Annotated in this window: 20 protein-coding genes and 1 pseudogene; 8 read left to right on the top strand and 13 right to left on the bottom strand. The window is 65.0% G+C overall.

Annotation, left to right across the window (positions count from 1 at the left end; all coding sequences use genetic code 11):
- Positions 1-44: 44 nt before the first annotated feature.
- Complete coding sequence (locus DFO68_RS12630; RefSeq protein WP_133483998.1) at positions 45-3,587, bottom strand: hypothetical protein; 3,543 nt, start codon at positions 3,585-3,587, stop codon at positions 45-47.
- 141 nt (positions 3,588-3,728) lie between these two features.
- Between DFO68_RS12630 and DFO68_RS12635 the strand changes: the two genes are divergently transcribed.
- Positions 3,729-4,442 carry a DUF3581 domain-containing protein gene (locus DFO68_RS12635; RefSeq protein ID WP_133483999.1) on the top strand — a complete coding sequence of 238 codons (714 nt, stop codon included), beginning with the start codon at positions 3,729-3,731 and terminating at the stop codon, positions 4,440-4,442.
- Between the two features lie 60 nt (positions 4,443-4,502).
- Positions 4,503-5,471, top strand: coding sequence for a magnesium transporter CorA family protein (locus DFO68_RS12640; protein ID WP_133484000.1), 969 nt, complete (start codon positions 4,503-4,505; stop codon positions 5,469-5,471).
- A gap of 101 nt (positions 5,472-5,572) precedes the next feature.
- Here the strand turns inward: DFO68_RS12640 and DFO68_RS12645 are convergent, their stop codons facing one another.
- From DFO68_RS12645 to DFO68_RS12655, 3 genes are all read right to left on the bottom strand, one after another.
- The gene (locus DFO68_RS12645) at positions 5,573-6,610 is read right to left on the bottom strand and encodes a GGDEF domain-containing protein (RefSeq protein ID WP_133484001.1); all 1,038 of its coding nucleotides are present in this window, start codon (positions 6,608-6,610) and stop codon (positions 5,573-5,575) included.
- A gap of 61 nt (positions 6,611-6,671) precedes the next feature.
- Positions 6,672-6,902 carry a DUF3820 family protein gene (locus tag DFO68_RS12650; protein ID WP_133484002.1) on the bottom strand — a complete coding sequence of 77 codons (231 nt, stop codon included), beginning with the start codon at positions 6,900-6,902 and terminating at the stop codon, positions 6,672-6,674.
- A 208-nt stretch (positions 6,903-7,110) separates the two neighbouring features.
- A complete protein-coding gene (locus DFO68_RS12655) occupies positions 7,111-7,878 on the bottom strand; it encodes a DUF1499 domain-containing protein (RefSeq protein ID WP_133484003.1) in 768 nt (255 codons plus the stop codon).
- A gap of 187 nt (positions 7,879-8,065) precedes the next feature.
- On the opposite strand from DFO68_RS12655, the gene nfsA reads away from it, so the two are divergent.
- The gene (nfsA, locus tag DFO68_RS12660) at positions 8,066-8,797 is read left to right on the top strand and encodes an oxygen-insensitive NADPH nitroreductase (RefSeq protein ID WP_133484004.1); all 732 of its coding nucleotides are present in this window, start codon (positions 8,066-8,068) and stop codon (positions 8,795-8,797) included.
- 37 nt (positions 8,798-8,834) lie between these two features.
- Here the strand turns inward: nfsA and DFO68_RS12665 are convergent, their stop codons facing one another.
- The 7 genes from DFO68_RS12665 to DFO68_RS12695 form a co-directional block, all read right to left on the bottom strand.
- Positions 8,835-9,080, bottom strand: a complete 246-nt coding sequence (locus DFO68_RS12665; protein WP_133484005.1) for a hypothetical protein — start codon at positions 9,078-9,080, stop codon at positions 8,835-8,837.
- Positions 9,080-10,813, bottom strand: coding sequence for an Hsp70 family protein (locus DFO68_RS12670; protein WP_133484006.1), 1,734 nt, complete (start codon positions 10,811-10,813; stop codon positions 9,080-9,082). Before DFO68_RS12670 ends, DFO68_RS12665 begins: the two co-directional genes overlap by 1 nt.
- Positions 10,810-11,499, bottom strand: a complete 690-nt coding sequence (gene grpE, locus DFO68_RS12675) for a nucleotide exchange factor GrpE (protein WP_133484007.1) — start codon at positions 11,497-11,499, stop codon at positions 10,810-10,812. The genes DFO68_RS12670 and grpE overlap by 4 nt, the downstream gene beginning before the upstream one ends.
- Positions 11,499-11,792 (bottom strand): DnaJ domain-containing protein, encoded by a 294-nt coding sequence (locus DFO68_RS12680; protein ID WP_133484008.1) that lies wholly within the window; start codon positions 11,790-11,792, stop codon positions 11,499-11,501. The genes grpE and DFO68_RS12680 overlap by 1 nt, the downstream gene beginning before the upstream one ends.
- Positions 11,789-14,329 (bottom strand): tetratricopeptide repeat protein, encoded by a 2,541-nt coding sequence (locus DFO68_RS12685; protein WP_133484009.1) that lies wholly within the window; start codon positions 14,327-14,329, stop codon positions 11,789-11,791. The genes DFO68_RS12680 and DFO68_RS12685 overlap by 4 nt, the downstream gene beginning before the upstream one ends.
- A gap of 215 nt (positions 14,330-14,544) precedes the next feature.
- Positions 14,545-14,877 (bottom strand): antibiotic biosynthesis monooxygenase family protein, encoded by a 333-nt coding sequence (locus tag DFO68_RS12690; protein WP_133484020.1) that lies wholly within the window; start codon positions 14,875-14,877, stop codon positions 14,545-14,547.
- 353 nt (positions 14,878-15,230) lie between these two features.
- Entirely contained in the window at positions 15,231-15,467 is a 237-nt protein-coding gene (locus DFO68_RS12695) for a hypothetical protein (RefSeq protein WP_243726515.1), read from the bottom strand.
- Between the two features lie 403 nt (positions 15,468-15,870).
- Between DFO68_RS12695 and DFO68_RS12700 the strand changes: the two genes are divergently transcribed.
- The 3 genes from DFO68_RS12700 (at position 15,871) to DFO68_RS12710 (ending at position 19,434) form a co-directional block, all read left to right on the top strand.
- A complete protein-coding gene (locus DFO68_RS12700; RefSeq protein ID WP_166637575.1) occupies positions 15,871-17,394 on the top strand; it encodes a sensor domain-containing diguanylate cyclase in 1,524 nt (507 codons plus the stop codon).
- Between the two features lie 142 nt (positions 17,395-17,536).
- Positions 17,537-18,742 carry a CaiB/BaiF CoA transferase family protein gene (locus tag DFO68_RS12705; RefSeq protein WP_133484011.1) on the top strand — a complete coding sequence of 402 codons (1,206 nt, stop codon included), beginning with the start codon at positions 17,537-17,539 and terminating at the stop codon, positions 18,740-18,742.
- Entirely contained in the window at positions 18,739-19,434 is a 696-nt protein-coding gene (locus tag DFO68_RS12710; RefSeq protein WP_133484012.1) for a glutathione binding-like protein, read from the top strand. The genes DFO68_RS12705 and DFO68_RS12710 overlap by 4 nt, the downstream gene beginning before the upstream one ends.
- A gap of 140 nt (positions 19,435-19,574) precedes the next feature.
- Here DFO68_RS12710 and DFO68_RS12715 read toward each other — a convergent pair whose 3' ends face one another.
- On the bottom strand, positions 19,575-20,102 hold the full coding sequence (locus tag DFO68_RS12715) for a YgjV family protein (RefSeq protein WP_133484013.1): 528 nt from the start codon (positions 20,100-20,102) through the stop codon (positions 19,575-19,577).
- 357 nt (positions 20,103-20,459) lie between these two features.
- On the opposite strand from DFO68_RS12715, the gene DFO68_RS12720 reads away from it, so the two are divergent.
- Positions 20,460-20,696: a YdcH family protein gene (locus DFO68_RS12720; protein WP_133484014.1), complete on the top strand. Its 237-nt coding sequence runs from the start codon at positions 20,460-20,462 to the stop codon at positions 20,694-20,696.
- Between the two features lie 189 nt (positions 20,697-20,885).
- On the opposite strand, the gene DFO68_RS12725 is transcribed toward DFO68_RS12720, so the two are convergent.
- The gene (locus DFO68_RS12725) at positions 20,886-21,185 is read right to left on the bottom strand and encodes a coiled coil domain-containing protein (RefSeq protein ID WP_133484015.1); all 300 of its coding nucleotides are present in this window, start codon (positions 21,183-21,185) and stop codon (positions 20,886-20,888) included.
- Positions 21,186-21,420: 235 nt separating this feature from the next.
- On the opposite strand from DFO68_RS12725, the pseudogene DFO68_RS12730 reads away from it, so the two are divergent.
- Positions 21,421-21,863: pseudogene (locus DFO68_RS12730) on the top strand (IS5 family transposase); the annotation flags it as partial.

Raw genomic sequence — 21,863 nt, forward strand, 5'->3', positions numbered from 1 at the left:
TATGCCACTTATTTATGAGTCCCGATTCCTTGCCAGGGATATGTTCAGTCACCGCCACGGGATGGCAGCGCCTGGGTGTCCAGGATCTGTTGCCACTGGCTCGGCATGACCTCTTCCAGTATCGCCTCCGGCTCTTTTGGCTTTGGCGAAATTCCTGGTCCTTCCGGCAAGGTTGTTGGTTCTTTCGGCGAGGCTCCCGACTTTTCCGCCGAGGCGCGGCGGCGTTCATACCATTGTCGCGGGCGCAGTAGCCTAACCTCGGCTTCCCCCTGCTCGAGGGAAATGCCAACGGCGAGGATGCCCAGCCGCGCATAGAGCGAGCCATCCGGCATCCCGTCACGAATGGCCAGGTCGGCACGCATCTCCAGAGGACCACCGCTCAGGCGGGCCTCGCGCAGTTGCAGGGAGTCGTCATCCAGGTGCAGTCGGGCATTGCCACGGATATGGTTGACCGTCAGGCGTTGGCCCAGCCACTCCCATTGCCGGGCGCGCGACAGGAACAGCCGCGCCAGCAGTCCGCTGTCACGCATGGCCAGGTCGAGGCGCGCATCCAGTTGCAGCGGGCGGGTCCAGTTGACATGGCCCTCGGTGATATCGAGCCGTGCCCACCAGCCTGGCTTGCCGCGCGTCTGATCGTCGTGGCGCTGGATGTTGTCCAGCCGCAGAAGCGAACCGGAGGCATCGAAGCGGCGGGTGGCCAGGTCGCCATCACGCAGGCGGGCCTCGAGCCGCAGGTCGCCTTCCAGGTGTTGTTCACCGAAACGGATGGCCGTGTCGAAAGCCTGGAGAACGAGGTCACCATGCGCCCGAAGGCCCTCGAGGCGCAGGTCCACGTTCAGCCCGGCGCGCCCGCCCAGCAGTGCCAGGCCCGAGGCGTCGGGCAGGTAGGCATTGTAGCGAGAGAGGTCGTCGACCTCGGCGATAGGCAGCTGAATGTGGGTGGTGACATCCTGAAGGGAACGCGCCTGCGGGTCGAGACTGAAGCGGGTCGTCTGGGTTTCCAGAGTGAAATGACGGCCGGAGACATGGGCCTGCGCCTCGCCGACCTGCTGCAGGCTAAAGCGAGGCAGCATCAAGGTGACACGAGCTCCCGGTGAATCATCGTCGCCGTCGATCTCGGCCTCGAGACGGCCCTGGCCCTTGGCGACATAATCAAGAAAGCCGACCGCTAGGTCGCTGGCCTGCACCCGCCACTGGCTGCCCGGGAGAAGCTGGTCATTGGCCAGGCGCAGGTCGGCCTGGAAGCGACCATTGCCCGCAAGGGTCAGGCCGTGGGCCTCAGGCAGGAAGTCGTCGAGGAAGCCCAGGTTGGCGATCAAGCCAGCGAGCACCAGTTTCCCTTCAAGGGCCGGGGCTGGCCCCTCCTGCGTCGGTATTCGCAGAGGCCCTAGGCGTGCCTCGCGTGCCACGATCCGGGTGCGCAGCTGATGATCCGATGCGCTGGTGGCTGCCTGCATCGTCAGCCGTGACCCGGAGAGGTCCAGGTACCCGCTGCCCAGGTCGATCTCGCGCAGCTCGAGGTCCAGCGATAGCTCGCCGGTGACCTCCCGGCCGAGCAGCTGGCCGCCGATGTGCTGGCCGCTCAGCGTCACCTGGCCGTGGGCCCGGCCCGCTGCGATCTCGATCCGTCCTTGCGTGGTGGCTTGGCCGGTTTGCAGCCGCACTGGGGCGGCCGCGGGCAGGTAGGCTTGCAGCACTGCGACATCGGGCATGATGGCGTCTTGCCAGGCGAGTGACAGGCGCAGCCCCGCTGGTGGGGTAGCCAGTGCGGTGGCGTCGTTTTCTGCCGTCAGTGTCAGGCGAGCATCGCGTATCAGCAAGCCACCGTCGGAGGATCTGACCACGCGGGCCTGCGCAAGGCTGGCATCGAGTCGTACCCCGGGACGCTCCTCGCCCTGCTGCCAGCTGGCGATGACGCTGCCCTGCCCCCGGGCGTCCAGGTCGAGCAGCCGGGCTCGCAGTGACTCGGTGGTTACCACCATGCGGCTGCCGGCAGCCAACTGACCCTGCTCCAGCAGCAGGCTGGCCACCAGCTTTCCGCCCCCCTCCAGTGTCAGGTCCTCGTCACCGGCGGGATTGAGTATGTCATCCAGCACATCGAGCCGGGCCACGCTTCCCTGCACCACGAGCCTGCCATTCAGCGGCGCTGGACCCTGTGCCCCCAGCAGTTCGTTCAGGGGTACCGTCGAGGTTAGGCTGGCCTGCTCCAGGGTGAATTCGGTCGTCAGTGGCAACGCCTCCTGCTCACCGCGGGCCGAGACCTCGAGGTGGGTGCCCGACAGGTCCAGCCGGCGCTGGCTTGGATCGATTTCCGGCAGTGCCAGCTCGAGTCTCATGCTGCCCTGTACAGAGCGTCCGGCCAGGGTCAGGGCGACCTGCTCGCCAACCAGCTCGAGCTTGCCCTCTACCCGGCCCTGCCGATACGCCAGATAGCCCTCCAGGCGGGCACTGCCGCGGTGCAGTGCCAATGCTCCGCCTGCGGGCAGGTAGCTTGCCAGGGCGCTAACGTCGGGCACGCGGGCACCCTCCCATTCGAAGCGGGTGGAAGTCAGTCGTCGTGGCCTGTCGATCAGGTCGGCCCCGGCCAGCCGTGCGGAAAGGTGAAAGCGTCGGCCGGTCAGCAAGGGAGCGGATCGCCCGGGCTGCTGCATCAGCATCTCGTCGAGGGTCACGTCAAGTGCCATGAACGGCCCCGCCTCGCCGTTGACGACGCGGGCGATGACCTGGCCGCCGCCTCTCAGGCGATAGCGCTCGGGCGAACCCCGGGACAGCCTGCTGCCAGCCTGGCGGTTATCTTTCTTGCCGACGGGTGACAGCAGTTTCCGCTGGTCGACGATGACCCGCAGGGCCGGGGAGTCCAGCTGCAGGGTGCTTCCCGCGACGAGCTCGCCGTGCTCGAGCGTCAGCTCGCCGGTCAATCGACCGTGCCCGGCCAGGTCGAGCCAGCCCAGCTCGCGCAGGTAGGGGGTGAAGACGTCCCAGGCATTGGCGGTGGCATCCAACGACAGCGTGCCCGAGACGAAACGGGCCACCGCCAGTCCCGGCTGTTCGCGCAGGCGTAGGGGCGCCAGTTGCAGCTTGGCCGCCAGACGGATGTCGTCGGCCAGCAGCGTGTTGCCGCGCCTGACCTGGGCCTGCGGCATAGTGAGCTCGAGGTGCTTGATTGCCACCTGGCCGTCGTCGCCCAGTCGCAGCCCTGAAATCGAGACTTCACCGTCTCCCTCCAAGCGGTGATCTTCGAGCCCGAAGCGGCGAAGCCCTTCTAGCGTGACGCGCGATAACGCCAGCTGGCGGTCGAGCAGCGCAGGCAGCGAGAAGCGCAGGCGGGCCCGGTCCACCGCCAGCTCGAAGGCCGGGGCATCGCTCTCGATCTCCAGGGCGGTAAGCACCAGATGGCCGGGATAAGCGCTCCAGCCCGATTCCCAACGGATCGACAGGCCGGCCTGTTCGGTCAGCCACGCCTGGGTGTCGCGGAGGTTGAGCAGCAAGTTGCCCACGCCCAGGTAGAGAACCCAGGCCAGCAGCGGTAGGGCGATCAACCCGGCCAGCTGTCGGCGTCTCGCACCTTTTCTCTTCAAGCGCTGCATGGAGTGTCCTCGAGTCGCGGTGTCCTGAGTCATGGTACATGGCCTCGATGGCCTGCGATGCCATGGACTTTTGTGGCATCATCGGCCTTTCCGGCCATCGCCGGCAGGGTTCAGTCCGCCAACGACGCAGGCATACAGTGCATGTTTCTCGATGATTTCTATACGCTTACGGACGGCAATATCCGCATTTCTGCCCACCAGGCCAGCCAGTTCGCCAAGCGTATCGCCGGTGACTACAACCCCATCCATAATCCCGATGCGCGTCGCTTTTGTGTGCCCGGTGACCTGCTCTTTGCTCTGGTGCTGGCGCGCTTCGGCCTCTCCCAGCGCATGTCCTTCCGCTTCCTGAGCATGGTCGGGGACGGCACGCCGTTGTGTTTCAGCGAGCAGGACGATGGCCGGATTCGCGTCTGCGACGAGAATGGCAAGTGCTACCTGGACGTCGAGCGCGACGGCGAGATCACTCATGACGCCTCGGTGGTGGAGGCCTTCACCCGCAGCTACGTGGCCTTCTCGGGCAAGAACTTCCCCCACTACCTCAAGCCGCTGATGGAGCAGCAGGGGGTGATGTTCAATCCGCGCCGTCCGTTGGTGATCTACGACAGCATGGCTTTCAGCCTGGATCGCCTGGATACCCCCGCCCCAGGCCTCGAGTTCATCGATTCCTCGCTGGAGGTGATCGGCAAGCGCGGCGATGTGCTGCTCGAGTTTCGCATCCTGGCTGGTGGCAAGGCGATCGGCACCGGCTCCAAGAAGCTGGTGGTCAGCGGGCTCTGCGACTACGATGCCGAGGCCATGAAGGAGGTGGTCGCCGAGTTCTACCGACTCAAGGCCGTCCACGAGGCCAAGGCGTGAGGCACGATACCGCCCCTGCTGTAAGGGTTAGGAATTGTCTCGCCGGAGGAGGATAACTCGATGATACGAACGCTGCTGCTGGAGGCCGATGGTCGAGTAACGCGGGGCAATGAGGAGCTGATCGCGCGCTGGCGAGAGGCTACCGAAAGCCGGATATGGATCGACCTCCAGGGCGAGAGCCAGGCCTACGAACGTGAACTGCTCAAGGCCTTCGATTGCCATCCACTGGCTATCGACGACGCTCAGCGTGATCGCCACCCACCCAAGATCGAGGAGTTCGAGACCCATACCCTGGTTCTCTACCGCGGCATATCCTCCTTTGACGCCGAGCTCAACTTCGAGCCCCAGCAGCTCGCCTTTTTCCTGGGTGAGCGTTTCCTGATCAGCCTGCATCACGGTCTGGCGCTGAGCATCGACCGCCTGCTAGATCACGAGGGTGAAGCCTTGTTGCGTCGCTCCCCTGAACACGTGGCACTCCGGGTCATGTACGTCTCCGCCGGCTTCTACCTGGATAGCCTGCTCGAATTCGAGAATGCCCTCAGCGAGCTGGAGGACGAGCTGATGGAGGAGGGCAGCGACGCCCTGATGCGTCGGGTCATTGCCTACCGCTCGCGGCTGGTGAAGATGCGTCGGGTGTTTCGCTACCACGTCGGCATCACCCAGGAGCTCACCGCCTACGACTATGCGCACCTGCCCCGCGATAATGAGGACACCCTGCATGCCATCAACGACGTCCACGAGCGCTTCGAGCGCCTGTACAGCCTGACCCAGATGTACTATGACATCTGCGGCGACTTGATCGACGGCTATATGTCGCTCGCTTCGCACCAGCTCAACATCACCATGCGCGTGCTCACGGTGATCACCGCCATCTTCGTGCCGCTCACCTTCGTCGCCGGCATCTACGGCATGAACTTCGCGCACATGCCCGAGCTTACCTATCGCTATGGCTACTTCGTGGTGCTGGGGGTGATGCTGGTCATCGGCTTTAGCCTGCTGTGGCTGTTCCGGCGCAAGAAGTGGCTGTGAGCATCAATTGCCACACGGGCGCGGCGCCTTTTCACCACGTACCGGCTTCGATAACGACGGCATCGAAGCCGGCATGTCCTCTCCTTGCCAGCGGACTGCGCTCAGGCCACGGACCGGGCCGTGACGCGATTGCCGCCTGCGGCCTTGCTGAGGTACATGGCAGCGTCGGCGTGGTCGAGAAGCACCTCGAGCGTTTCACCCTGTTCGGGGTAGGAGGCGATGCCGATGCTGATCGATGGCTGGTCGCGCTGCGTGGCAGACAGGAGGCGCTGCATCATTTTCTTGCCCCCCTTGGCATCGGTGTCGGGCAACAGCATCACGAATTCATCTCCGCCGAAGCGCGCCACGATATCACTGCTGCGCTTGCACGCCCGAAGCCGTTTCGTCAGGTCGAGCAAGGCTTGATCTCCGGCACCATGTCCTCCTTTGTCGTTGATGCTTTTCAGACCATCCATGTCGATGAGCACCACGCAATAGGGGTTCTGTGAACGCTTGGCCATTTCGTGAATCGAGCTTGCCAGGTCATTGAAGGCGCGTCGGTTGAACAGGCCCGTCAAGGCATCCCGGCTGGCCATCTTGAGCAGGGCGCGATTGGAGAGATGGATGGTGTTGACCAGGGCGGCGGTGAGGTAGCCGACGATCAGTAGGGTGAAGATGCTGGTGCCGACCGGTGCCAGGTTGGCAAGGGCCAGGATGTCGCTGCCCTGCAACTGAAGAAGCAGCAGCTGGCAGGCCGCGATGGCCACCACCTCGAGCATCGTGATCACCACACCCAGGGTTAGGGCACTGGTCACTATCGCCAGCAGATAGAGGCTTGCCAGCGGACCGGTGACGCCTCCCGTGCCGTAGAGAAACCAGGTAATGAAGATGATCATGGCCCAGGTGTGCATGGCCAGCAGCCAGCGTTGCCGATCATCGAAGAAGCGCAGTCGGCTGGCCAGCAGGCTGAGACCGAAATAGCCGATGGTTACGGCCAGCACGCCCAGGCCCCCCTTGGCGGGAAGGCCCATGACCACCAGGTAGAAGATGACGATGGTGACTAGCAGCCATTCGATCTGATACAGCCCGGTCGAGAAGCCCTGAATCTGGATGCCCCGGGAATCCCACTGGAGAGGCGGTAACGGGTCATGGTCGGACATGGAGTGGTCTCGCTGGTCGAGGAAATGCAAGGTATTACGCTACCTGATGGATGGCGGCGCTTCACCTCGATGATGTATCGGCAGTTCCACGCAGCGGGTTGAGCAGCTCGCTCAGGCCGTTGTGATCGATCTCGTGCATCAGGTGCAGCAGCCGGCCGATCTGGCCTTCGGGGAAGCCCGCGCGGGCGAACCAGTTGAGGTAGGGGCCGGGCAGGTCGGCGATCAGGCAGCCGGCATGCTTGCCGAAGGGCATGCGCAGGGTGACCAGTTTCTCGAGGTCTTCGGGATTCACAAGGTAGGCTCCAGGGCGGACCGTGGCGAGGTTACCATGGTGAGAGTAATGCTCGAAGGGCCCATCGGGGTGATCGGCAGGGCAATCGCACGTCGATTATCAGTCTCAAGCATCAAGTGACACCACACGGTGGCAGCTCAGTTGACTGAGCGATTGGCGCCGCTACCCAGGCTTTGGCCTGGCCGCCTCTCCAGCCGCAGCGCCTTATTCATTCCAGCCGCTCGGAGAGGTCATCGAGGAAGGTCTGAATGCGCGCCGCGTTGGTGCCCACGTCGCTGATGCCGAGCCGCGAGGCGGAGCGCATGTCGACCCGCACTCCGTCCGGTGTCTCGGTCAGGCGGATCACCACGTCATCCTTGAAGCCGAACCAGGGGGTGGTGGCGGTCGCCTCCAGCCAGGTTTCGCCCACCCTGGCGATTTCCCAGCCGGCGTCGCGCGCCGCGGCCTCGGCGGTGGCCAGCACCTCGGCGAGGGGGGCTTCGACCACCAGCGGCTGGATATCCGGATAGGCCTCACGCTGCTGGCGGGCGGTCGCCTCGCCGGGGTAGGTCACCGCGTTGGGGGCGGCCTCTCGGGCCGGGGCCAGGGCCTCGAAGGCGGGCGGATCCTGCATATCGGTGGTAATGTCGTGGATGGGCGGTACTGCCTGGGCTTTCTGCAGCTGCAGCCAGGGCACCGCGACCAGCACCAGCCCGGCCACCACCACCAGCCCACCAAGCAGCGCCGGCAGGGCGCGGCGGGTGTAGGCGGCGATGATCAGCCCCACCAGGCCCAGCCCGGCAGCGCCCAGGGCCACGAAGGCACCGTAGCGCAGCAGGCTGAAGGCCTCTCCCAGCGCGAGAAGCCCGGCGCGGTAGGCCGGACCCGCCCCGGCCATAGAGAGCGCCGCCAGCAGGGCCAGGATGCCGCCGGCCAGTGCCACCTTGAAGGCCACTCCCTTGCCGCGTCGTGCTGATGTCGTGCGGTGCGCTATCATGCCGGTTCTTCGCCTCGTTGTCGGGTCTGGCTGCTAGCATGCCATGCCTGGGCGGCTCCGGCGACAACATGACGAGCAAGCAAACCAGGAAAACAGTAAGCTGGCCAGCCAGACTTGCCGGATACGCTCGCCGGGTAGCGACCTCGGCGTTCGTGCCGGCGCCATGCCCAGGGTGCCAGGAGACGCCATGAATCCCACCATTGAACTGCTCAAGTCCCACCGTTCCATCCGCAAGTTCACTGACCAGCCGGTCTCCCGCGAGCGGCTGATGGAGTTGATCGAGGCCGGTCAGGCCGCCGCCACCTCCAGCCATGTGCAGGCCTACAGTGTCATCCACGTCAAGAACCCGGCGAACCGCAAGGCGATCGCCGAGTTGGCCGGCGGCCAGTCCTACGTGGCCACCTGCGGTGCCTTTCTGCTGTTCTGCGCCGACATGAAGCGCCCCACCGAGGCCGCCGAGCGTACCGGTGCCCGGGTGGTGCGCGGTATGACCGAACAGCTGCTGGTGGCCAGCGTGGATACCGCGTTGATGGCTCAGAACGTGGCCATCGCTGCGGAATCCCAAGGGCTGGGCATCTGCTACATCGGTGGCATCCGTAACAATCCCCAACAGATCAGCGACCTGGTTGGCATCCCGGACCACGTCTTCCCGGTGTTCGGCATGTGCCTGGGCTACCCGGCCCACGACCCGGATGTGAAGCCTCGCCTGCCAGTGGAGGCGATCCTCAAGGAGGACACCTACACCGACGACCGCGAGCTGGTGGACGCCTACGATGACGCCATGCATGCCTACTACCAGTCGCGGAAGGGGGGGCCGAAGAACACTACCTGGTCACAGAACCTTACCCCGCTGTTCGACACCAAACTGCGCCCGCACATGCGCGAGTTCCTGGTCAAGCGTGGCTTCGAGATGAAGTGAGCCACGGCCAGCCCATCCAGGCGACCTGGCTGGGTGGTCAGAGCGATCGAGCGAAGTCCAGCAAGAGCGCCGAAAAGGGCTCGCGGTAGAGGCTGCGGGCCTGTTCGAGGGCGGCGATGGCACCGGAAACATCGCCGACTTCCAGGCGACCGAGCGCTGCCACTACTCGCTGCTGGGCGGCCTGCTCGGCCTCGAGCAGACGGGTGAGCTCCATGCCGCAGCGGCGGCAGTGGCTGTCGCCGTCGCCGCTGAGGCGAGCACGGCAGTTGGGGCAGCGTTGCATCACGGCTCCAGATAGAAGACCAGGTCGGAGAGCTCATCCGTGGCCTGCGCCAGGGCGGCGATATCCTCGCTGGCCAAGGCATCCTGGACACTTTCGATGTTGTCTACCAGGTCTTCCCGGTCCTCGGGGTTGGCGCCTTCCATCAGTCGCTCGGCCTTCTCGATCAGGGCCTGCGCCTGGACCGCTTCGCGCTGTGCCGACTGGACCGGTTGCGCCTCGCCCTCGATGAGGGAGGAGAGCCGTTGACGCGCGTCACTGAGCTCCTCCTGCTCGAAACGGGCGGTGGCGTTGTCGATGGTGATGTGTTTCTCCAGGCCGGTGCGTTTCTCCCGGGACGTGACGTGCAGGATGCCGTTCAGGTCCAGCGAGAAGGTGGTGATGATCACGTTGCCGGCAGGGACGTCGCTCAGCCCTTCGATGCGGAAGGAGCCGATCTCGGTGTTGTTGAGGGCATCGGGATCCTCGCCCTGATAGACGAAGACATCGATGGTCGTCTGGCCGTCATCGACGGTGTAGAAGACTTCGCTCTTGGTGACCGGGATGGGGGTGTTCTTGTGAATCAGCGGGACGAACGTGTAGGGATAGGGCTCGCCTAGACGGTCCGAGAGGGCACTGGTGCCGAAGGTGTAGGGCGTCACGTCGACTAGCACGTTCGCTACCACCGGCTGCCCGCCGATGACCGCCGCCTGAATCGCTGCCCCGGTGGCGACACATAGCTCCGGGTCCACCTCGCTGCGCGGCGAAATTCCCAGCTCCTCCTCGAGCCTGTGCTGGATCATCGGCGTGCGGGTCGCGCCCCCCACCAGCAGCACTTCATCCACATCGGACACCGTGAGGTGCGCGCCGTCCAGGGCGATATGCACTGCCTCGAGGGTTTCGTCGATGAAGGGCGCGATCATCGCCTCGTAGTCCTGGCGATCAAGCTCCAGGGACAGGTGGATGGGGTGTCCGTTGTGCTCGAGCAGATACTCTTCCTCGATGCGGGCATAGGGGCCATCGCTGAGCGCGATCTTGGCCGTCTCGGCGGCGCGTCCGAGGCGTGCCATGGCGGCGCGGTCGTCGCTGGGATCGACCCCTTGCTCGGTCTTCAGCCGCTCCACCAGGAATTCCACGATCTGGCTGTCGAAGTCGTCGCCGCCGAGACGGTTGTTGCCGTGACTGGCCAGGACCTCGGTAACCTCCTGGCTCAGGCGCACCACCGAGACATCGAAGGTCCCGCCCCCCAGGTCATAGACCAGCAAGGTCTTGTCCTCGCCCTGGCCGCTCTCATAGGCCAGGGCCGCGGCGGTAGGCTCGTTGATGATGCGCACCACTTCCAGGCCAGCCAACTCGCCGGCATCGCGGGTGGCCTGGCGCTGGGCGTCGGAGAAATAGGCCGGCACGGTGATCACGGCCTTGCCCACGGCCTCGCCCAGGTGCTCTTCGGCGGCACGCTTGAGGCGGTGCAGGATGAGAGCGGAGATCTCCTGTGGCGTATAGGCCTGCTCGCCCATCCATACCTTCTCGTCGTCGCCCATGCGTCGCTTGATGGAGCGCACGGTGCGCTCGGGGTAAAGGGCGTACTGGTTGCGGGCGACCTGCCCCACCAGCAGGCTGCCGTCGTTGGCCAGGCCCACCACCGATGGCAGCAGTCGGGCGCCGTCCACGTCGATGATCTGCACCTTGCCGTCCTGGACCACGGCCACCTCGGAGTTGGTGGTGCCCAGGTCGATGCCGATGATGTGTTCGCTCAAGGTTTTGTTTCCTCAGTGCGCTTGTTGACGATGACTTCTGCCGGGCGCAGCAAACGGTCGTGTTGCAGGTAGCCGCTGCGCAGCTCGTCTACCACTTCGCCCTCTCCTCGGTCGGCCTCCCGGACGACCTCGGTGGCGTGCATGGTATGGGGATCGAAGACCCGGCCCACGCTCGGCAGCGGGTTCACCCCACGCCGGGCGAGGATCTCATCCAGTCGCGCCAGGTTCATGGCGGAGCCGTCGGCCATCGCCGCGACGAACGTGCCCGCGCCGCCACGACGCGCCAGGAAACCCGGCCGATAGCGGCGAGCCTGTTCGTGGCCGGCGCGCAGGCGATCACGCAGTTCCAGCAGCTCGAGCAACAGGCCGCGCTCGGCGTCGCGTTGCTGGTCGCGGGCCGATTGTTGCTGGCGCTCCAGTTCCTCGCCGAGGCGGGTGTTGCTCTGGCGCAAGGTATCGAACAACTCCCGGAACTGATCGAGAGCGGCCTTGATCTGACGGGATTCGAGTTTTACCTCGTTCTTGAGCGCCGCCTGCTCGGCCAGCAGGGTAAACAGGTCCGGGGATTCGGCCTCCGCGGTGTCTCTTGTCTCTGCACGCTGGGCGTGCTCTTCAGGTTGGGCGTCGCTGGCCTCCAGATAGGCACGAAAACGCTCGACGAGCTGCTCCTTGGCGGCGGCGTCCATCACGATTCCCCGCGTAGCAGGGCCGCGAACTGTGCCGGGTCCGGGCGGCGCGGCTTACCCGTCGGGGCGGCCTTGTCCAGGATATCGCTCACCGTCGGCGGCGAGGTGTCGAACAGCTCGTAGCCGAGGCGCTCGCGCCGGGTGCGTAGCGCCTCATAGGCGCTGCGCAGGGCCTCGAAGCGTTGTGGGTCGCGCTCTGGGGGATGACGTTTGACGCCTGCACGATAGGCGGCCTCGATGTCGGCATCGGTGGCCTTGGCTGTCACTCCCAGGGTCAGGTATGGGTCACTCATGTGAACAGGTCCGGCTGGTTAAAAGGATCATCATCGTCCGATGGCGCATCGTCTTCCACGGCATGCCCCCTGCTTTCCGTCCGCCGTCTGGGTCGCGGTGCCGGGAAAGGGGGAAGGTCATCGGGATCGGCGCTCAGCATGGCACCGAGCATCTTGATCAGCGCCGGGCGACCCAGCTCCCGCTCGAGCTCCTTGAACTGGCGCTTCATGTCGCGACTCAGCCCCAGCATGTCGAGGAGCCTATCCAGCCCCATCAGGTTGATGAGCATAGGCAAGGCCTCGGGCCCCAGCTCCTCTCCCATCTCCGGCGGGAGGGGGAAATCCTCGAAGGCAGTGGGGCGCAGGCTGTCGAGCACGTTCAGCAGGCGCTCGGTGCTGCGCGTGTCGCCTTTTTCTCGGGCGTGTTCCAGCGCCCGCTCCAGTCGCCTGATGTCGGTTGAGCTCGCATACCATGGCGCGCCCTTGTACTTGGCCTCGAAGGCATGAAAGGCAAATACCGGTGCGTCTTTCCAGCGCTTGAGGGCCGCCTGGGCGAAGGCTTGACGAACCGCGTCCCAGCGGCAGCTGCGCAGGGTCTCGCAGGCGGCTTCCATCTCCTGGAAGGAGAGCTCGAAGTGGGCCGAGGCCTTCAGGACCTTCTCGAAATAGCGGGTCACCTCGGGCGGCAGCTTGCCACCGCTGTCCAGGTGCTCGCGAAGTTGGGCGAGGCAGGCCTTTAGGTCTTCAGAGCCTCGCGGTTGCGGCTTGGACAGGCCAAGGTCCGCGAACAGGGCCTTGGGCGAGATGCCCACTGCGGCCGCTTCCAGCGCGAGGCTCAGTCCAGCGGCAAGGCCATCGCCGAGACGCTGGTTCACCTCCCGTAAGGCTGAAGCGCCGGTCGGGGCATCGGTGGCAAGGGTTATCAGGGCGTCGACGATCTCTAGCTGGATGTCGAAGCGGTTGGCGCGATCCCAGGCGCTGGCCTGCTCGAGTTCCCGGCGGGCCAGATCCGGGCGGGCATTGCGCAGCTGTTTGCGCGCATGAGCGAGGTGGGCCTTGACAAGGCGTTCCCGGGCCGTCTTGTTGATCGGGTCGACGGTCAGGATGCGTCGGGCGAAGCCTGCCGCCTTCTTGAAGGCGCCGCCCGCCACGGCCGTGTCCAGGGCCGCCGTCAGTACCTGGAGGTTTTCAGGCCAGCGGGCCAGCGCCGGCTCGAGGAGACGGCGTGCCGCCTTGAGCTCTTTGCCACGCAGGTAGTAGCCGATCAGGCGCAGATAGGCCTGGGGGGCATCCGGGTCGTAATCGAGACTCCTCTCGACGTACTGGGCGACCGCCCGGTCCAGGGCGTCGGGCTCCGCCGACGGCGTGGCGTGTGCCAGGATGTCCTCCGTCTGATCGACGCGCCGCAGTACCAGGGCGATGCGCAGCGCCTGGTCACTGCCGGGTGCGGGGACATGGGGCGCTTCCAGGTGCTGGGCCAAGAGTTCCCAGCACTTCAGGGTGTACCAGGGGTCGCCATGCTGTCGCTCGGCCTGCCAGGCGCCTACTTGCACTTTTTCCGCTTGCGAGAGGGAGCGTCCACCGGCCTCGCGAGGCCAGGCGAGGCTCTGTGGGGCGTCATCGATCAACAGGCGCAGTGCCCGCTCATGTACCCAGTCGTCGCCTAGCTTGTCACGGTGGCGGTACAGGAAGTGCAACAGCGTCTTGGGCGGCGGGTGCTCGCCCAGCTTGCGGGCCTCTTCGAACAGTGCCTGGCGCTCGGGGCTCCAGCCGCGCAGGGTCAGCGCGAAGCGACGGGTGGCCTTGCCGACATCGGCGAGGCGAGAGGCCAGTTGCTGTTCCGGTACCAAGGCGAGTTCGGCCGCCTGGCGCAGCGGTGCGAAGGCCGACTCGGCCGGCACCCTGGCCAACAGGGTCGCAGCCTGGGTCGGCTGCTCGGGCAGGCGTTGCAAGGCCTTGAGGATGTGTACGCCATCGCGGTAGGGCGAGCGAAACGGAATGGTGGACAGCGCCTGTTCCAGAGCCTCGTCGTCGCCGCGGCAATAGGCCGCCAGGGCCGCTTGCGCTGCCTCGCCGTGGAGCACCACGGGATCCTCCGGCGCCAGGCCCTGCATGACCTCGGCTTGCCCGCCCAGGTAGAAGGCCGCCAGCTGAGTCCGCAGTGCTGCCAATTCGCCAGCAGGCAGTGTGTCAGCGGCCTGGTTGAATATCGCGACCGCCTCCTGGACGCGCCCCATGCGCAGCAGCAGGGCGGTGTGTGCCAGATGCGTCGGGGCGGCGGCAGCCCCCAGCCGGTGGCGGTTCTCCCACATCACTAGCGCTTCCTTGAGCATGCCCTTCTCGGCGAGATCGCGGGCGCGGCCCTCATAGGCCCGCGCCAGGCCCTGGCGCCACTCCTCCCGCTGCTCTCGTTTCAACAGCTCCTTGAAATGGGCGATGGCCTCGCGGAATCGGCCCTGCTGCAATCTCTCTTGGGCAGCGTTTTCTAAGGCCTTGGACGAGAGCGAGGCGGGCCCCGGCTTGTTGCCTGCTGAACGCTTGTTTCGTTTCTTTGACATGCTCTGGCCATGGAGACAAGTTGATGATGCGCCACCAGGGCTTTTGGTGCGTTGATCCCGGCACGCTATGCGACAGCCGCGCCAGGGGCGGGCCGATGGTGATAGGCATCTTCAGGTGCGACTATAACGTGTCCGACGTTGGTGGTGAAACTGGGCACCTATCCATGGGTGGAGCACCGCGCCATGGGTGGAGCACCGCGCGCGCCAACTGTTGCTCATGAGTCATGTTCCTCGCTGATCGTCTGGATGACCTCGAAGTCCTCGAAGCTCGGTGGGCCCAGGTAGAGACCCTCACGCCGGCTCTGGCCGGCATTGGCGTGTGCCGCGCGAAACGCCTCGGAGTGCGTCCAGGCCTCGAAGTCCTCGCGGGAGCGCCAGACGGTGTGGGAGGCGTAGAGCACGTGGTCCTCCTTCTCGGGGCCGCGCAGCATGTGGAACTCGACGAAGCCGGGCAGGCCTTGCAGGTGCGTTTCCCGCTCCAGCCAGATCTGTTCGAATTCCTGCGTTCTCTCGGGATTGACCCGGAAACGGTTCATGGCAATGAACAAGGCGCACTCTCCCATGGCCAGGTGGATGTCTTTACCGGTTGAAGATGACACCTTGCCTCGGGAGAGACAAGCTGGCGCAGGTAATACCCAACCCGGTTAGCTTATTGCTGCCCCGCTTGAACCCTGAGCCGAATCACCCTTGTTCGGCTCGCCGACTCATTCAGATGCCACCGATGGATGCGACCTCCACGACGCCGATCAGGATCTGGCAGCAGCGGCTGGCCCAACCTCCATTGGCAAACCTGCTCGTCAAGGGATGCCCCGAGAAGCTCCCTGGGGGAGGGCGCAGCATGGGCGACCGGATAGCCCTCAACGCGGGTGAGGCGCTCCACCTCGCGAATGGGCGTGCGCACTCATGACGCCGTATAGTCTTCCAGCGCGAACGGATTGAGAAACAGCCTGCCCCACAAGAAGTTGCGATCTACCGTGCTCAGAGCGGCTTCGTCGCACACGGCCTCCCATTGTTCCCGGATTGTGGCAAGTTGTTGGTCGATTATCTCCCTGGCTTGCGCCAAGCTCAGGCTGAGTCGCTCCGCGGCCGTCAGGCAGTGGATGAGCTGGCTGCGCCGCTCCTGGCCACTCAGCAGCATAGCCTGGGTGGCTTCGCCACCGGTTCGGGATTGTGGGCAGGTGCCATAGGCCGGCGATAGCGGCGGCCATAGGTAAAGCGGTAGTGGTCCTGGTCATCGCGCTCGACGAGACTGGAGGCATCGGCCCGGGTGGCACGGGGAGGGGCTTGTCCACCTTGGCCTGCAACTCGTCTAGCTTGGCGCGCAGCTTCTGATCGTCGGCCTCCCTGTTGCTCATGGGGCGCTCCTTTCCGTTTCCGGTTCAAGGGTGGCATATCGAGCGGGGACGGATTGAATGAAATGAAACCGAGGACGACAGCGTAACGCGTGCCGCATGCGAGAGTCGCAGACAGTAAACTTGGCGTTCCCGGACGCGATCAGCCAAGCTGTTAAGGACTCCTTGTCTCACCGGATGCTTACCACTGTGTCAGGTCAACCAGCGCGCTCTCTGGAGCTGGCCCCCGCCACTCCTGTACCGATCGATACGGCGCAATGCCTGGCGGCACTCAGCCGAGGTGGCAAGTTCCTGATGAGCGCCGAGCATTGGGCAGAAGGCGTCGACCAGCTGCTGGCCGAGATCGGTCCTGTTACCGGGGCGAGCCGCGTCTGGGTCTTTCAGCTCATGGAGGTGCAGTCCAATGCTGTGGTTCAGGATTATGTCTTCGAGTGGGCACCATCGGAGCACTATCGACAGCTTAACCAGAATCGGTTTCGCTTCTTTTCCTCGACACTCGAGGACCCCGTCTATCGTCGTTTGGTCGAGGAGCGCCAGGCGGGGGTGTCGCATGACTTTTGCATCCCGCTCATGCCCCAGGGGCCGCTGCGAAGTGACCTCGAGAACCAGGCGATTCAGTCCACGGCCACGGTGCCTCTCTTCTTCAATGGCCATTGGTGGGGCACCCTGGGTATCGATGATTGCGAGCGTCCCGTGAGTTGGCGGGGGCCGGGTCTCGACCTGCTCGAGGCCGTCGGCCAGCTGATCGCGGCGGCCCTTTACCGTGACCAGCTGAATCATCGCTCCCGTCAGATCGAACTGTTCCACACGCTAGCCAACTGTGGCGTCTGGGAAATCAGCCTGTGTAATGGGCGGCTGTGGTGCTCCCAGTCGCTCAAGACGTTACTGGGCTACCCCGAGGCGTATTCGCGGGTGTCCTTGCGACGCATGCTCGCCCGCCTGCACCCCGAGGATCGCGCTGAGCTCTGGGCGCGTCTGAGGGCTCTTTGGCGCATCGCCGAGTCTACCCAGTTCCGCCTGGATGGTCGGCTGAGGCTGGCCAACCGATCGTGGATCTGGCACGAGCTCATCGGCGAGATCCAGTGCAACGAGGTAGGGCAGCCGGTCGTTGTCGCCGGGCTGGTGCTCGATATCAGTCGGCGCAAGCAGGATGAGGAGCAGGCACTTGCCGCCTCTCAGCTCGATGCCCTGACCGGCGCCCTCAACCGGCGGGGCATGGCTCAGCACCTCGAAACGATCGGCCCGGCGACGGCGCCCCGCCACCTCATTCTCCTCGATATCGACCATTTCAAGCAGGTCAACGACACCCATGGCCATCTGGTCGGCGATACGCTGCTGCGAATGATGGTGGAACGGCTGCGCCACGAGCTTCGCCCGGGTGATGGTCTGGTGCGTCTGGGGGGCGAGGAGTTTGCCGTCCTGACCAGCGGCATGCAGGATGACCAGGCCCTGGCGCTGGCCGAGCGCCTGCGACGGTGCATCGCCGATGAACCCTTCGTTGTGCAAATGTCAGAAGATGAACCACCGCTCAAGGTAATGATGTCGGTCAGCCTTGGGGTCGCCGGCCAGGGCGATGAGGCTAGCCAGGCGACGAACCAGTTGATGGCCCAGGCTGACCAGGCGCTCTATGCCGCGAAGCACGCCGGCCGCAACTGCGTGCTGTTTTATCACGAGGCGATTGAGTCCCGCGCTGTGAGCCTCGATTCGGAATAGGGCTGTTCACCTGGGGGGTAGCCCCGCGGCCGAGACTAGCAATCCGGCGCGCTCCGGTCACTCAGCTGGTGGGGCAGGGGCTGTGGCATACTGGAACTCCGTTGTGCCGACGGGGTTGTGCCACCCGACAGGAGACCATGCCATGACCGCTCCCCTCGAGGGCGTGCGTATCATCGATCTGACCGCCATGGTATCGGGGCCGCTGGCCACCATGATGCTGGCGGACCAGGGCGCCGAGGTGATCAAGGTAGAGAACCCCGCCGGGGGTGACTTTACCCGCTCCGCTGCCAATCGTCAGGGCGGCTTGTCGGCGTCCTACCTCAACAACAACCGCAACAAGCGCTCCGTGGCCATCGATCTCAAGGCAGACGAGGGGCGGGAGGCACTATGGCGACTCATCGAGAGCGCCGACGTGTTCGTCCAGAACTTCCGCCCCGGCGTCATCGAGCGCATGGGGTTCGGTGAGGAGGCCGTGCGTGCCCATGCTGCGGAGATTATCTACGTCTCGATCAGCGGTTACGGGGAGCAGGGGCCCTATGCTGGCCGTCCGGTCTACGACCCGCTGGTTCAGGGCCTCTCGGGGCTTGCCACGGTGCAGGCCGGCTCCGACCAGCGGCGGCCTCGGCTGGTGCGCACCATTCTCCCGGACAAGCTCACCGGCGTGACCGCCGCCCAGGCGATCACCGCCGCCCTCTTCGCGCGTACCCGGACGGGCAGGGGCGAGCATGTACGCCTCTCTATGCTGGAGGCGACGATCGCCTTCCTGTGGAGCTCCGACATGGGCAGCCAGACCTTCGTGGGTCAGGAGCTCCCGCAGCAGGAGGCGGCCAGCTTCCAGGATCTAATCTATGCGACCACCGATGGCTACATCACCATCGCCGTGCAGAGCGACCGGGAGTGGCAGGGGCTGGTCCGCGCGCTGGAGCGCCCCGACTGGGCAGAGGATCCGCGCTTTCGCACCGCGCAGTCGCGCCAGATCCATATCGACGCTCGCCTGGAGCTGACCCAGTCGATGATCCGCCATGCCTCCAGCGAGCACTGGCTGGCGCGACTCGACGCCGAGGGCGTGCCCTGTGCGCCGGTGCTGACGCGCGGGGAGATGATCGACCACCCGCAGGTGCGCGCCTGCGACATCATCCACGAGTATGACCACCCGCAAGCGGGGCGCATCCGCCAGGCCAGGATGCCGGCGCGTTTTTCGAGCAGCGAAGCCCTTCCCCTCTCGGCAGCCCCGGCGCTGGGGGAGGACACCCGCGCCCTGCTTCGTGATAGTGGCTACGACGAGGCGAGCCTCGATGAACTGGCCCGCACAGGCGTCATCACCACCCCAGAGGAGCCACAGGGATGATCGACTTCTACTACTGGCCGACGCCCAACGGCTGGAAGGTCTCCATCATGCTTGAGGAGTGTGGCCTTCCCTACCGGATGATCCCGGTGAATATCGGCCGCGGCGACCAGTTCCGCCCCGAGTTCCTGGCCATCAGCCCCAACAACCGTATGCCGGCCATCGTCGATCATGACGTCGACGGCGAGCCGCTGCCGGTGTTCGAGTCCGGTGCCATTCTCGTCCATCTGGCCGAGAAGACTGGCCGCTTCCTGCCCGGTGACGGGCGAGGTCGCAAGGAGATGCTGGAGTGGCTGTTCTGGCAGGTGGGCAACCTCGGCCCCATGGCGGGGCAGGTCAGCCACTTCGTCAATTATGCACCGGGGGAACATCCCTACGCCGAGCAGCGCTACGCCAAGGAGTACCACCGCTGCCTGGGCGTGCTGGAACGTCGCCTGGAAGGCCGTGCGTATCTCCTCGGCGACGACTACAGCATCGCCGATATGGCCTCCTGGCCCTGGGTGCTGATTGCCAGGCCGTTGGGGCAGGATCTGGACGACTTTCCCCGCGTGAAACGCTGGCGCCAGGCGATCAAGGAGCGTCCGGCCGTTCAGGCTGGGGTCGACCTGGGCCGTGACTTCCGCCGCCAGGGTCCGCCGGACGAGGAGGAGCGGCGCAACCTCTTCGAGCAGGATGGCCGCTCGGCCGGCGGCTGATGGCTCAGAGGACCACTGCCACCGACCTATCCTGTTGGCCTGTCTATCGATCCAGGCTTGTCACTGCCCGGCCGGGCTCACATCACGCGTCGCAGCGGTTGCTGCAGGCGTGGCGAGAAGGAGACGTTCAGTCGCGGCGCTCAGCCGTGGATATAGCGTAGCCGGGCATCCCGCCGGAGACGCAAGATAGTGATCACATTGGTTACAAAGATCAGGCTTTCGGCAAGGGTGCCGCCGATGGACCCGGCTAGCACATTGCTGATGATCCAGCACAGCGCCGCCACGGCCAGGGCGGCGCGCATGGCGATGCCACGCAGCATGAACATGCCCCAGGTGCCCAGCAGCCCTGCCGCCAGGGCCGGGATGTCCCGCGGGCCGCTCCAGGTCAGCGCCGCCACTGCCAAGGTGGCTGCCAGCATCGCCAGCATCAGTGCGCGCTGGCGGGGAAAGCGGCGCACCAGGGCGATGCGCACCACGATCAGCGCCGAGATCCCCGCCGCCACCCAGCTCTCGAACAAGGCGAACTGCGCGGCGAAGGCAACATTGGCGAATAACAGCAGCACGAACAGCTTGTCGTCGCGCTTGCTGGCGAAGCCCAGCAGGCAGAGTGCCAGGGCCACCAGGCTCACGCCCTGGCCCAGCAGCCAACTCAGGCCGATCTCTTCCATGGAAATTCCACTGCCAAGGTGAAGGATGAGAACAAACCGCGCCATGCTAGCACACCGGCCTGGTCGCCGGAGGCGGGCGATGGGCTTTTCCCATGGCGATCGCAGTTGAATCTAACGAGGGGCGCCGAGGACATGTCGTAGAGGGGGGCTTACGCCAGGGATGGCGTCGGTAGTGCCCAGGGGGGCCACAGCGCTTCCTCGATGGTTCGGCACTCCGGGGCCTGTCGACGGCTTAGCCCTGAGCGGTGCCGCTCTCTGCGATAGCCCTGATCGCTCTGCCTGGCTCATGGACGGCCCGTCAAGCCACTGATAGAGTGGACACTCTATCGTCACCACACACAAGGATTGGGAGGTGCCATGAGCCATACGCCCCACGAGCTGGTCGAGGAATTTCCCGATCACATTGAGCGCATCCACAGCCTCAAGCAGTCGGATACCCATTTCGCAAAACTCGCCGAGGATTACCATGAGGTGAATCGGCAGATCCACCGGATGGAAACCGAAATTGAGCCGGTGGCCACTCACATCGAGGAAGACGCCCGCAAGAAGCGCGTCGCCCTCAAGGATGCCATCGCGACCTACCTGGACGAATGACCGAACCGGCTCTCGCCTGAGCGGGTTCACGCCACACGCCGATCGCTCGGCTCGCCCTCGTGGCCGAGACGGGTGATCGGCGTTTTGTCGTCACCTGCCGGTACGCCGTCGGGAACGACGGCCCAGGCCAGGGAGCATCAGACGAGGGGAGGGCGCCGCTGACGGGCGCCCAGCGAGAGGGGCGGCGGATTACTTTCTAAAGCGGGAGTGTGCCTTTTCGAGGGATTCCTGAAGGGATGCCCAGGCGCTTTCCATGCCGGCCTTCATGTCCTTCCAGGCGCTATCGCTGGCTTCCTGGAATTCCTCCATCCGCTTGAGAGCATCCTGTCGCTGCTCCTCAAGCCTGTCGATCTGCTTCTGATACTCAATCCGGGTATCGGCTTCGGCGGCATCCGCCTTGGCTTTCAACTTGTCTATCTCGGCCTGCCACTGATCCAGCTGGGCCTCTAGCTTCTTCTCGTAGGCTTCTCTATCTTCGCTATTGCTCATGGTGGCATCCTTTCTATGGGGGGTATGTGGGTGCATGCACCCTTGAGGATAGTCTGTTTCAGGAAGACTCGATATGACCAGCTTGCGCCAGGCCCTCGGATAGACCCTCGATGTAGGTGATTGGCCATCGGCACGGGCCTGCCGAGCTGCTAAGAGCCTATTTCGATAGGTAGTGAACGTGAGCTGTGTAGCCCCCTCTAAATGTAAGACAGGATAGCAGTTGGGAGGACAGGTCATGGGCTTGATCAGTAAAGACGATGGCTGGCGCATGCCGGACGAGCTCTGGGCACAAATCGAGCCGTTGTTGCCACCGGGCAAGCCGCACCCGCTGGGCTGCCACCGGCCGCGGGTCCCAAACCGGTCGGCGATGGATGCCATCCTGTTTGTGTTGCGTACGAAATGCCAGTGGAATGCCCTCGATGCGACGGGGATTTGCTCGTGCAGTTCGGCCTACCGTCGCTTTCGGGAATGGTTGGAGGCCGGTGTGTTTGAAGAGCTCTGGCGCCGGGGGGTGCTGGAGTACGATCGGCTCCAGGGCATCGACTGGAGCTGGCTGTCGGTGGATGGCACGATGACCAAGGCTCCCTTGGGCGGGGAAAAAAACCGGCCCGAACCCCACCGACCGCGGCAAAGGCGGCGTCAAGCGCAGCCTGCTGACAGAAGGCAACGGCCTGCCGC

Source organism: Halomonas ventosae (genome assembly GCF_004361885.1).
Classification (GTDB): Bacteria; Pseudomonadota; Gammaproteobacteria; order Pseudomonadales; family Halomonadaceae; genus Halomonas; species Halomonas ventosae_C.

Coding starts and splice junctions, on each gene's coding strand:
- DFO68_RS12695 (WP_243726515.1), bottom strand. CDS start 15,467: ATGCTGCTGAGTGGCCAGGAGCGGCGCAGCCAGCTCATCCACTGCCTG.
- DFO68_RS12635 (WP_133483999.1), top strand. CDS start 3,729: ATGTTTCTCGATGATTTCTATACGCTTACGGACGGCAATATCCGCATT.
- DFO68_RS12710 (WP_133484012.1), top strand. CDS start 18,739: ATGATCGACTTCTACTACTGGCCGACGCCCAACGGCTGGAAGGTCTCC.
- DFO68_RS12640 (WP_133484000.1), top strand. CDS start 4,503: ATGATACGAACGCTGCTGCTGGAGGCCGATGGTCGAGTAACGCGGGGC.
- DFO68_RS12685 (WP_133484009.1), bottom strand. CDS start 14,329: ATGTCAAAGAAACGAAACAAGCGTTCAGCAGGCAACAAGCCGGGGCCC.
- DFO68_RS12725 (WP_133484015.1), bottom strand. CDS start 21,185: ATGAGCAATAGCGAAGATAGAGAAGCCTACGAGAAGAAGCTAGAGGCC.
- DFO68_RS12720 (WP_133484014.1), top strand. CDS start 20,460: ATGAGCCATACGCCCCACGAGCTGGTCGAGGAATTTCCCGATCACATT.
- nfsA (WP_133484004.1), top strand. CDS start 8,066: ATGAATCCCACCATTGAACTGCTCAAGTCCCACCGTTCCATCCGCAAG.
- DFO68_RS12645 (WP_133484001.1), bottom strand. CDS start 6,610: ATGTCCGACCATGACCCGTTACCGCCTCTCCAGTGGGATTCCCGGGGC.
- DFO68_RS12680 (WP_133484008.1), bottom strand. CDS start 11,792: ATGAGTGACCCATACCTGACCCTGGGAGTGACAGCCAAGGCCACCGAT.
- DFO68_RS12705 (WP_133484011.1), top strand. CDS start 17,537: ATGACCGCTCCCCTCGAGGGCGTGCGTATCATCGATCTGACCGCCATG.
- grpE (WP_133484007.1), bottom strand. CDS start 11,499: ATGGACGCCGCCGCCAAGGAGCAGCTCGTCGAGCGTTTTCGTGCCTAT.
- DFO68_RS12715 (WP_133484013.1), bottom strand. CDS start 20,102: ATGGAAGAGATCGGCCTGAGTTGGCTGCTGGGCCAGGGCGTGAGCCTG.
- DFO68_RS12630 (WP_133483998.1), bottom strand. CDS start 3,587: ATGCAGCGCTTGAAGAGAAAAGGTGCGAGACGCCGACAGCTGGCCGGG.
- DFO68_RS12655 (WP_133484003.1), bottom strand. CDS start 7,878: ATGATAGCGCACCGCACGACATCAGCACGACGCGGCAAGGGAGTGGCC.
- DFO68_RS12665 (WP_133484005.1), bottom strand. CDS start 9,080: ATGCAACGCTGCCCCAACTGCCGTGCTCGCCTCAGCGGCGACGGCGAC.